The sequence below is a fragment of the Xanthomonas sp. SHU 308 genome, assembly GCF_000364645.1.
Classification (GTDB): Bacteria; Pseudomonadota; Gammaproteobacteria; order Xanthomonadales; family Xanthomonadaceae; genus Xanthomonas_A; species Xanthomonas_A sontii.
In genome coordinates this window covers 1-10,475 of sequence record NZ_AQOK01000903.1, presented here as the reverse complement: position 1 = coordinate 10,475, position 10,475 = coordinate 1, and the positions used below count along the sequence as shown (strand labels likewise).

Annotated in this window: 9 protein-coding genes; 7 read left to right on the top strand and 2 right to left on the bottom strand. The window is 69.8% G+C overall.

Annotation, left to right across the window (positions count from 1 at the left end; translation table 11 throughout):
* Window positions 1-13: 13 nt before the first annotated feature.
* From D588_RS27480 to D588_RS0123305, 6 genes are all read left to right on the top strand, one after another.
* Complete coding sequence (locus D588_RS27480) at window positions 14-142, top strand: DUF3999 family protein (protein ID WP_304412392.1); 129 nt, start codon at window positions 14-16, stop codon at window positions 140-142.
* Window positions 143-360: 218 nt separating this feature from the next.
* Window positions 361-1,536: a phosphoglycerate kinase gene (locus tag D588_RS0123325; protein WP_026144036.1), complete on the top strand. Its 1,176-nt coding sequence runs from the start codon at window positions 361-363 to the stop codon at window positions 1,534-1,536.
* Entirely contained in the window at window positions 1,533-2,183 is a 651-nt protein-coding gene (locus D588_RS0123320; protein ID WP_017917711.1) for an HAD-IA family hydrolase, read from the top strand. Before D588_RS0123325 ends, D588_RS0123320 begins: the two co-directional genes overlap by 4 nt.
* Window positions 2,184-2,420: 237 nt before the next feature.
* Window positions 2,421-3,887 (top strand): pyruvate kinase, encoded by a 1,467-nt coding sequence (gene pyk, locus D588_RS0123315; protein WP_026144035.1) that lies wholly within the window; start codon window positions 2,421-2,423, stop codon window positions 3,885-3,887.
* A 105-nt stretch (window positions 3,888-3,992) separates the two neighbouring features.
* On the top strand, window positions 3,993-5,402 hold the full coding sequence (locus tag D588_RS0123310) for an HD domain-containing phosphohydrolase (protein WP_017917709.1): 1,410 nt from the start codon (window positions 3,993-3,995) through the stop codon (window positions 5,400-5,402).
* 118 nt (window positions 5,403-5,520) lie between these two features.
* A complete protein-coding gene (locus tag D588_RS0123305) occupies window positions 5,521-6,525 on the top strand; it encodes a class I fructose-bisphosphate aldolase (RefSeq protein ID WP_017917708.1) in 1,005 nt (334 codons plus the stop codon).
* 147 nt (window positions 6,526-6,672) lie between these two features.
* Here D588_RS0123305 and D588_RS0123300 read toward each other — a convergent pair whose 3' ends face one another.
* Window positions 6,673-7,356 (bottom strand): response regulator transcription factor, encoded by a 684-nt coding sequence (locus D588_RS0123300; protein WP_017917707.1) that lies wholly within the window; start codon window positions 7,354-7,356, stop codon window positions 6,673-6,675.
* A 94-nt stretch (window positions 7,357-7,450) separates the two neighbouring features.
* On the opposite strand from D588_RS0123300, the gene D588_RS0123295 reads away from it, so the two are divergent.
* Window positions 7,451-9,490 (top strand): sensor histidine kinase, encoded by a 2,040-nt coding sequence (locus tag D588_RS0123295; protein ID WP_232764356.1) that lies wholly within the window; start codon window positions 7,451-7,453, stop codon window positions 9,488-9,490.
* A gap of 189 nt (window positions 9,491-9,679) precedes the next feature.
* On the opposite strand, the gene D588_RS26010 is transcribed toward D588_RS0123295, so the two are convergent.
* On the bottom strand, window positions 9,680-10,475 hold a 796-nt coding region (locus tag D588_RS26010; RefSeq protein ID WP_017917705.1), incomplete at its 5' end, for an MBG domain-containing protein.

Sequence of the window (10,475 nt, the reverse complement as noted above, 5' to 3'; positions counted from 1 at the left end):
CGCGGCGCTGCAGGTGCCACCGCCGCCGCGCGACTGGAAGACCTGGCTGCTGTGGGCGCTGCTGGTCGGCGGTGCGCTGCTGGTGGTCGGTTTCGCGCTCAGCCTGCTGCGCAAACCCGGCGCCGGCGAGGGCACGGGCTGATCGATCCCGCGGCGACGGCGCGCACGCCGCGCCGCGCGCGCGGGGCAGCGCACCGTCCTCCACCGATTTGCCGCTGTGCGGCCGACGCCGGACAATGGCGGTTTGGCCGCTGCGCGGCGATCGGCCGAACGGCGTGCACCCGACGTTCCGATGCCGACGCCGATACTGCACCGATGGCGCGGTTTTCCCTTTGCAACCCCACGAAAGCGAGCAATCACATGTCCATCCTGCGAATGACCGATCTCGACCTGTCCGGCAAGCGCGTGCTGATCCGGCAAGATCTGAATGTGCCGATCGACAATGGCCTGATCACCTCCGAGCAGCGCATCCTGGCCTCGGTGCCGACGCTCAAGCACGCGCTGGAACAGGGCGCGGCGGTGATGGTGACCTCGCATCTGGGCCGGCCCAAGGAAGGCGTGTGGACCCAGGAGGATTCGCTGGAGCCGGTGGCCATCCGCCTGGCTGCGCTGCTCGGCGTCGACGTGCCGCTGATCCGCGACTGGGTCGATGGCGTGGACGTGCAGCCCGGGCACATCGTGCTGCTGGAGAACTGCCGCATGAACGTCGGCGAGGGCAAGGACGACGAGGCCCTGGCGAAAAAGTATGCAGCGCTGTGCGACGTGTTCGTGATGGACGCGTTCGGTACCGCGCACCGTGCGCAGGCGTCCACCCATGGCGTGATCAAGTTCGCCCCGGTCGCCGCCGGCGGCCCGCTGCTGATGGCGGAGCTGGATGCGCTGGCCAAGGCGCTGGAGCAACCGGCCAAGCCGCTGCTGGCGATCGTCGCCGGCAGCAAGGTCTCGACCAAGCTGGAGCTGCTGTCCAACCTGGTGGACAAGGTCGATCAGCTGATCGTCGGCGGCGGCATCGCCAACACCTTCATCGCCGCGGCCGGGCATGCGGTCGGCAAGTCGCTGTGCGAGCCGGACCTGCTCGACACCGCGCGCAAGATCGTGGCCGATGCCAATGCGCGCGGCGCGGCGATCCCGCTGCCCAGCGACGTGGTGGTGGCCAAGCAGTTCATGCCCGACGCCGAGGCCACGGTGAAGGCGGTCACCGATGTCGCCGACGACGACCTGATCCTGGACATCGGCCCGCAGACCGCCGCGCACTACGCCGAGCTGATCGCCAAGGCCGGCACCGTGGTCTGGAACGGCCCGGTCGGCGTGTTCGAGTTCGACGCCTTCGGCAAGGGCACCGAGACCCTGGCGCGGGCGATCGCCGCCTCGTCGGCGTTCTCCATCGCCGGCGGTGGCGACACCCTGGCCGCGGTCGACAAGTACGGCATCGCCGAGCAGGTCAGCTACATCTCCACCGGCGGCGGCGCGTTCCTGGAGTTCCTGGAAGGCAAGACCCTGCCGGCGGTGGCCGCGCTGCAGGCGCGCGGCGCGTGAGCGCCGCCGACGTCCTGTTCTTCGACCTGGACGGCACCCTGGTCGATTCGGAGGCCGGCATCGTCGGCAGCCTGCGCCATGCCTTCGCCGAACTGGGTCAGCCGCTGCCGACCCCGGCGCAGTTGCGCGCCTGGATCGGTCCGCCGCTGCGCGACAGCTTCCAGCAGCACTTCGGCGGCGATGCGGCGTTGGTGGAGCAGGCGTTGACGCTGTACCGCAGCCGCTACGACAGCCATGGCTGGCGCGAGCACACGGTGTTCCCGGACATCGGCGCGGCGGTGGAGGCGGTGGCTGCGGCCGGTCACCGCTTGGCGGTGGTGACCTCGAAGAACGAACGCTTCGCGCGGCGCATCGTCGAGCAGTTGCCGTTCGGCGCTCGCTTCGAGGAGATCGTCGGTGCCAGCGACGACGGCGCGCGCCGGGCCAAGCCGGACCTGATCGCCGAGGCGCTGCGGCGGCTCTCTGTCGTGCCGGCGCAGTGCCGCATGATCGGCGACCGGCGCATGGACATCGACGGCGCGCGCCATCACGGCATGCGCAGCATCGGCGTGCTGTGGGGCTTCGGCGATGTCGAGGAACTGCGCCAGGCCGGTGCCGATGTGCTGGCGCAGTCGCCGGCGCAGTTGCCGGCGCTCGTCGCGGCCTGAATGGGCACTTGCGCCGGTGCGTCCGGCGCACAGGGCGCTGGCTGCGCATGCTGCGTCGCCTGGCGTGAGCCTGCCCGCGCGGTGTCCGCAGGCCGGCGGCTATTGGCGTTGCATGACCACATACTGTCCCGCATTGTCCGCTCGCTATGCCGGACCGCGCGTGCGTCTATGCCGAAATGCCATGCTGTGTGATGGGCGCGTGTGCTAGCTTTGAGCGCTTTTTCCAAGGATGCCATCATGATCGAACGCCAGCGCCGCACCAAGATTCTCGCCACCCTCGGTCCGGCCACCGACCCGCCCGGCGTGCTCGAGGATCTGTTCCGCGCCGGCGTCAACGTGGTGCGGTTGAACTTCAGCCACGGCGATCCGTCGGGCCAGGCCAAGCGCGCCGCCGAAGTGCGCGCCGCCGCGGCCCGCGTCGGCGCCGAGATCGGCATTCTCGCCGACCTGCCCGGTCCGAAGATTCGCATCGAGCGCTTCGCCCAGGGCAAGGTCTCGCTCAAGCTCGGCGACCGCTTCGACCTCATCGCCGATGCCAATGCCGCGCCGGGCGACGCCAGCCAGGTCGGCGTCAGCTACCTGGGCCTGCCGCAGGACGTGGCGCCGGGCGACGTGCTGCTGCTGGACGATGGCCTGATGCAGCTGAAGGTGGTCGAGGTGCAGGGCGAGCGCATCGTCACCAGCGTGCTCAACGATGGCGTGCTGTCCGATCGCAAGGGGCTCAACAAGCAGGGTGGCGGCCTGTCGCTGGGCGCACTGACCGAGCGCGACAAGGAACTGATCGGCATCGTCGCCAAGATCGGCGTGGACTTCATCGCGGTGTCGTTCTGCCGCAACGCCGAGGACATGAACGAGGCGCGGCGCATCGCCCGCGCGCACGGCTGCGATGCGGCGCTGGTGTCCAAGATCGAGCGCACCGAGGCGATCGAGAACCTGAGCGAGATCGTCGAGGCCTCGGACGTGGTGATGGTCGCGCGTGGCGACCTGGGCGTGGAAATCGGCGACGCCGAGCTGCCCGGCCTGCAGAAGAAGATCATCAAGGAATCGCTGGCGCAGAACAAAGTGGTGATCACCGCCACGCAGATGCTGCAGTCGATGGTGGAGAGCCCGATCCCGACCCGCGCCGAAGTGCTGGACGTGGCCAACTCGGTGATCGACGGCACCGACGCGGTGATGCTGTCGGCCGAGAGCGCCGCCGGCGCCTATCCGATCCGTGCGGTCGAGGCGATGGCGCGCATCTGCCTGGGCGCCGAGCGCCAGTTCGAGACCGAAACCGACTTCGGCATGGCCCCGCGCAACCTCGAGCGCGCCGACCAGGCCATCGCCATGGCGACGATGTTCCTGTCCCAGCATGTGGGCGTGCGCGCGATCGTGGCGATGACCGAATCCGGCGGCACCCCGCGTTACCTGTCGCGCTTCCGCGCCAAGGCGCCGATCTTCGCGGTGACCCGCCACGACGGCGCGCGCCGGCACATGGCGATGATGCGCGACGTGTTCCCGATCAACTTCGACAGCCGCGGCCTGACTCCGCGCGAGGCCGCGCGCGGCGCGATCCGCGTGCTGGTCGAAGCCGGCCTGCTGGCGCCGGGCGACCGCGTGGTGTTCACCAGCGGCGAGCACATGGAAACCCACGGCGCGACCAACACCCTGCGCCTGCTCGAGGTCGGCCCGGACGGCCGTGCCAGCGGCCTGGGCGAACTCTGAAGGACGCGGCGCGGCGGCCCCGGCCGCCGCGCCGTCGGCAATACCTGTTCGATCGCGCATGGAACGGCGCGGCGCCCTCCCGTTCCCTGATCGTGCGACACCCCCATGACGTCCCCAAGCGCGCACGCCGAACTCGGGCTGGACCTGCCCGAGCGCCCCGGCACGCATTGCCTTGAACACCTGATCCAGGCCTCGGCCACGCGCGAGCTGGTGGTCACCGAGGATATCCGCGACCGCCGCGGCATCCTGCTCGTCGCCAAGGGCCAGCGCATCAACGCCGGCCTGCGCGAGCGCCTGATCGCGCGGCGCCTGCTGCGTCCGCTGGAATCCTCGCTGGCGTTCTGCGAGGAGCTGCGCCCGAGCGAAGTGCAGCTGGCCGCGCAGCGCGAACTGGACGAACACCCGCACCTGCGGCAGTTGCTGGGCGAGCAGGCGCAGCCGGTGATGGCCATGCTGGCCCGCGCCCGCACGCTGGGCGCGCCGGGCACCTTGCTGACCACCCTCGGCCAGACCCGGCCGGCCGCGTTCTCGCACGCGGTGCGGGTGGCGATGCTGGTGTCCTGGCTGGCGGCGCTGCTGTCGCGCTCGGATGCGGCGATGCGCGAGGCCGCGGAAGTCGGCCTGCTGCACGATCTCGGCGAGATGTACGTGGATCCGGTGGTGCTGGAGATTCCGGAGGCGCAGCAGGACTTCGCGCAGTGGCGCATGCGCTGCGTGCACCCGGTGATCAGCGCCGCGCTGCTGGGCGAATCCGGCGTGTACTCGGCGCAGCAGGCCGCGGCCGCACGCGAGCACCACGAACGCATCGACGGCTCCGGCTATCCGGTCGGCGCGTCGGCGCTGTCGCCGTTGGGCCGGTTGATCTCCTGTGCCGAAACGCTGGATGGGTTGTTCGAGCGCGAGCAGGGCCATGCGCAGGCGCTGGCGCGGATGCGCATCGCGCTGCGCGTGGTGCCCGGACAGTTCCCGCGCGACGTGGTCGACCTGCTGACCGAGCGCCTGCGCGACTGCGCGCTGGAACAGGCGCCGGCGCACGATCCGCAGCACCTGCGCGAGGTGGTGGCGGCCCTGCTCGACGGCCTGGAGCGGGCACGCGACGAGGCGTTGCGGCTGCAGCGCGGCGGCGACCTGCGCGAGGACGAGCGCGCGGCCTTGCAGCATCTGCTGCTGTTGATCGTGGGCTACATCATGGCCATCCACGATTCCGGCGCCGGCAAGATGGTCGAGCAACTGCCGTGGCTGATCGCCGCGCCGGAAGCGGCCGAGGAAGTCGACCGCGTCTGCTGCGAACTGCGCTGGCAGCTGCCGGGGCTGCGCCACCACGCCGCGTTGCTGGCGCACCGCCGCGCGCGCAGTGCCGACGACTGGCAGCCGTTGCTCGATGCGCTCGACATCGCCTTGCCGACAGCGCAGGGCGCGCCTGCGCCGGTGCCGGCCCTGGACGCTGCGCCGCTGCAGACCGCGCAGGCCGAAGAAGAGGCGCAGTGTGACGCAATGACGGATGCACTTGGCTGAAGTGCCGGGAACATGCACGGTCTACGCCTGTAACCGCTTGCAATCCCCGCGGTAACGGAATGCATGCAGGCCGGCCCGGTATAATGGGCGTTCCCCCGCTGCAGCCATCAGGAACCGTATGAGCATCGAACAGCTTGCCGAAACCGCACAGGCAATGGTCGCCCCGGGCAAGGGCATCATCGCGATCGACGAATCCACCAGCACCATCGCCAAGCGCTTCGCCGGCGTGGGCATCGAGAATGTCGAAGAGAATCGCCGTGCCTACCGCGAGCTGCTGCTGACCACGCCCAAGCTGAGCGACCACATCTCCGGTGCGATCCTGTACGACGAGACGATCCGCCAGAAGACCAAGGACGGCGTGCCGTTCGCCAAGTACATGGCCGAGCACGGCATCATCCCCGGCATCAAGGTCGACAAGGGCACGCATCCGCTGGCCGGCATGCCGGGCGAACTGATCACCGAAGGCCTGGACGGCCTGCGCGCGCGCCTGGAGGAGTACTACAAGCTCGGCGCGCGCTTCGCCAAGTGGCGTGCGGTCATCACCATCGGCGAGGACATCCCGTCGGGCGTGTGCATCGAGACCAATGCGCATGCGCTGGCCCGTTATGCCGCGCTGTGCCAGGAGCAGGGCCTAGTGCCGATGGTGGAGCCGGAAGTGCTGATGGACGGCGACCACGACATCGAGACCTGCTACGAGGTCACCGAAGTCACGCTGCGTTCGCTGTTCGGCGCGCTGTACGAGCAGAACGTGGTCCTGGAAGGCACCATCCTCAAGGCCTCGATGGTCATCGCCGGCAAGGACTGCGACGAGCAGGCCAGTGTCGAGGAAGTGGCCGAGTCCACCGTGATGTGCCTCAAGAGCACCGTGCCGGCGATCCTGCCGGGCATCGTGTTCCTGTCCGGCGGCCAGACCGACGAGCAGTCCACCGCGCACCTCAACGCGATGAACCAGCTCGGCAACCTGCCGTGGCCGCTGAGCTTCTCCTACGGCCGCGCCATGCAGCAGGCCGCGCTGAAGCTGTGGGCGCAGGACATGAAGGGCAATTTCGCCAAGGCGCAGCAGGTGGTGTACGAGCGCGCCAAGGAAAACGGCCTGGCCGCGCTGGGCAAGTGGCAGGGCTGATCGGCCCCGCAACGCCTGCGAGGAAAGAAAAACGCCGGCATCGCCGGCGTTTTTCGTTTAGGGGCCATCGTGTTGCGGGAGCCGGCAGCGGAGCTTGCGCACTGGTGGCCAGGCCGCAGGGCGCGTCGGCGAGGCACGCCGCGGCGCTCAGGGGGCGATCGCCGCCGGTGCGTGGAAGCGATAGCCGCTGTTGCGCAAGGTCTTCACCGGCAGCGGGCGTCCGCTGATTTCCTCCACGCGGCGCCGCAGGCGGTACATCTGCGTGTCCAGCCGCCGCCGGTCGTACTCGAGGAAGTTCACCCCCAGCGCGTCGGCGATCTCGCGGTGGCCCACGCTCTCGCCGGCATGGCGCATCAGGCAGGCCAGCACCAGCAGATCCTGGCGCGACAGCGGCACCGGCGGCGCGTTGGGAACGTTCAGGCGTGCGGCGGCCAGTTCCAGGACCCAGCGCGCCGCCGGTGGCGGCAGGGCCAGGCGCCGGCCCAGCGACGCCAGGGTGGCGGCGAGTTCGTCCAGATCGACGCCCTTGCCCAGGTAGTGGTCCACGCCGAGTTCCAGTCCCGCGATGCGGTCGCTGGCGGTGTTGCGTGCACTGAACACCACGATGCCCAGCCGATGGCCGGCACGCCGCAGTTCACTGACCAGTTCCAGGCCGCTGCCGTCGGGAAGACCGACGTCGATCACGGCCATGGTGTGGCGCGCCGGATCGAATCGTTGCCGGAAGCCGGCGATGCTGTCCACGCAGAGGACGACGTAGCCCAGATCCTGCAGGAACTCGCCGAGTTCTTCGCAAAGCACCGGCTCGTCCTCGAGCAGGATCACCTCGGACATGGAGTCGCGTCCTCGCGCAGTGCGGTTTGCTGTAACGTCATCGGCTGGCAAGGGTGCGGTATGGCGAATGATGGCGCAATGGTGGCGCTGGCTGGTGGGCGCATGGCTTGTGGTGGGCGTGGCCGTGGCCGCCGACGCGGCGCCATCCCCGGTCGCGGCGCTGCCGTTGACCAGCGCGCACCAGGATGCGAGCGGGTATCTGCAGCGCCTGGACGATCCGCACGGCCGACTGGACGTGGTGCAGGCCGCCGCCGCGACCGGCTGGACCCGGCTGCCCGACGGCCTCAACGCGGGATTCGCTGACGGTGCCGTGTGGCTGCGCCTGCCTGTTCATGTCCAGAGTGTACCGCCCGGCGGCTGGATGGTGCGATTGAGCAATGCCTTGCTCGACGACGTGCAGGCCTACGTGCGGCCCGAGGGCGGCGCCTGGCGCGCACTGGGGGACAGCGGCGAACGCGTGCCGCGGCGCGATTGGCCGGTGGACTACCGCAGCCCGGTCTTCCAGTTCGCGCCAACGCATGCGGGCGATTACGAGGTGCTGCTGCGGTTGCGCAGCAAGAACGCGTTGGTCACCCGTCTGGACGTCTGGCAACGGCTGCCGTTCGATAACCACTCGCGGCGCGAGGGGCTGCAGTTCGGCCTGTATTTCGGCTTCTACCTGTTGCTGCTGTGCCTGCACGTGCTGTTCTGGCTCGCCACGCGCGCGCGCATGAGTGGCCTGTTCGTGGCCTATCTCGGCGGCTGCGTGTTCAACGAAGCGATGTCCATCGGCCTGGTGCAGCAGGTCACCGGCATGCCGATGGCGTGGAGCGACACGCTGTTGGGCATCAGCATCGCCTGCAGTCTGCCGGTGGGATTCCAGGTCGCCAGCCGGCAACTGAACCTGCGCGCCTTTCATCCGCGGCTGGTGCGCTGGGGCACACGTCTGTTGTGGGCGGTCGCGTTGGGTTGCGCCGTGTTCGTGCTCGCCGGCCACTACGCCTGGGGCATGCAGCCGGTGCAGTCGCTGGGCCTGCTGGAGATCCTGCTGCTGGCGGGGCTGGGGCTGCACCTGCTGTGGCGCCGCTATCGGCCGGCGCTGTTCTTCGTGCTCGCGTTCTTTCCGTTCTATCTGGGGGTGATGTTGGGCTTCCTGCGCAACCTCGGATTCGTCCCGGTCAATGCGTGGACCCAGTACGCCACCACGTTCGGCACCATGCTGCACATGACGCTGCTGAGCGTGTTCCTCATCGGCCGTTACGAGCGGCAGCGCCGATTGCGCGAACGGCGGCATGCCGAGGCCGCGGTGGCACTCGCGCGCAGGCACGGTCTGGCGCTGGAGCGTGACGTGGCGTTGCGCACCGCAGAGCTGCGCAACGAAATCGGCAGGCGGCAGGCGCTGGAGAACGACCTGCGCGGCTTGCTGCAGACCGAGCGCAAGGTCATGCAGGAGCAACGCGATTTCGTGGCGATGGTGTCGCACGAGTTCCGCACGCCGCTGGCCGTCATCATGACCTCGGCGCAACAGCTGGCGCGCAAGCTGGATGCGCCGCCGGAACGCAATCGCGTGCGCTGCGGCAACATCCGCGACGCGGCGCAACGGCTGCTGGCGCTGGTGGACGAGTATCTCGCCGACGACCGCATGGGCGAGGCGGCTTCGGAGCTGCGGCTGCAGCCGTGCGCGCTGCGCGTCCTGCTCGACGACCTGTGCGGTGACTTCCCGCCGCAGCGCGTGGTCTGCGAGATTCTCACCGACGACGATGGTCTGCTCACCGACACCGGACTGCTGCGGGTGGCCGTGCGCAACCTGCTCGCCAATGCCGACCGCCATTGCCCGGCGGGCATGGCCATCCGCGTGCGCGTCCGCGGCGGTGCCGGAGGGCTGCGGCTGGAGGTCGCCAATCCGGGCGAACGCATCGCGCCTGCCGAACGCGAGCGGCTGTTCCAGAAGTACTACCGCGGCGAAAGCGCGCGGCATGCGCCGGGCGCGGGGCTCGGTCTGTACCTGGTGCGGCGCATCGCCGAGCGTCTTGGGGGATGGGTAGGCCTGGCCAGGCAGGCACCCGACGAGTCGGTCTGCTTCGTATTGCTGCTGCCGCGCCGCCCGGATGCACAGCTCGCAGTGTCGCGCGTGCCGCCGGCGACGGATGCCTGATCGCAGGCGGCCGTGCGTATCCCGACGCACGCTCTGCGCCAACAGCAAAAACAATCGGGCGCGCGGCGATCGATCGCCGCGCGTTCGTGCAGAGAGCCCGGTGCCGATTCGTGTGCCGGCGAGGGCCGTGACGAAAGCCGTGCCATGACCCGACGACACCGCCGCGCGGTGTCGTCAGGTCATTCCCGGCTACTGCCGGATGATGCAGCTGTCCGCGGAGGCGTTGGACGCGCCCGGGCTGCAGGCGACCGCCGGGGCGCGGATGCCGCCGTCGACGATCAGGATCGAGTCGGTGGCGGCCGTCACGGTGCCGCTGCTGCCGCCATGTGCCGCGGCCGCCAGTTGCCTGGCCGTCTCATCGGCCTTTTGCGGACTGGTCTCTGTCGTGCTGCTGGCATCGCTGGTCACCGTGGCGGCGGCGACCGAGGTGTTGATCGCCTGCACGGTGGTGGTGGGCAACTGGACAGCGCCGCCGCCATCGCCGTTGCCGGCGACCACGCTCAACAGGCCATCGACGTAGCTGATGGTGTAGTTGGACAGCCCTGCGCCGGTGGCGCCGGAGGCGGTGATGGCGTAGTTGCCGACCGCAGCGCCGCTGCCGGCACCGGCGCTGTTCAGGGCGACGCCGGAGACGGTGTCGCGGTTGAGCAGGCCGGAGACACGGTAACCGGTGAGGGTGGCGGTGCTGCCGACGGTCTTGCTGGCATCGCTGGCGACGATGCGCAAGGTGGCCGGATCGACGCGCAGGCTGCCGTCGACGTAGCTGACGACGTAGTTGGACAGCCCTGCGCCGGTCGCGCCGGAGGCGGTGATGGCGTAGTTGCCGACCGCGGCGCCGGCACCGGCGCCGGCGCTGCCCAGGGCGACGCCGGAGACGGTGTCGCCGTTGAGCAGGCCCGAAACGCTGTAGCCGCTGAGGTTGACGGTGCCGCCGTAGGTCTTGCTGGCGTCGTTGGCGACGATGCGCAGGGTGGCCGGATCGACA

Bases quoted from the DNA above. Each gene is read 5' to 3' on its own strand.
- D588_RS0123325 (WP_026144036.1), top strand. From the start codon at position 361: ATGTCCATCCTGCGAATGACCGATCTCGACCTGTCCGGCAAGCGCGTG.
- pyk (WP_026144035.1), top strand. From the start codon at position 2,421: ATGATCGAACGCCAGCGCCGCACCAAGATTCTCGCCACCCTCGGTCCG.
- D588_RS0123310 (WP_017917709.1), top strand. From the start codon at position 3,993: ATGACGTCCCCAAGCGCGCACGCCGAACTCGGGCTGGACCTGCCCGAG.
- D588_RS0123305 (WP_017917708.1), top strand. From the start codon at position 5,521: ATGAGCATCGAACAGCTTGCCGAAACCGCACAGGCAATGGTCGCCCCG.
- D588_RS0123300 (WP_017917707.1), bottom strand. From the start codon at position 7,356: ATGTCCGAGGTGATCCTGCTCGAGGACGAGCCGGTGCTTTGCGAAGAA.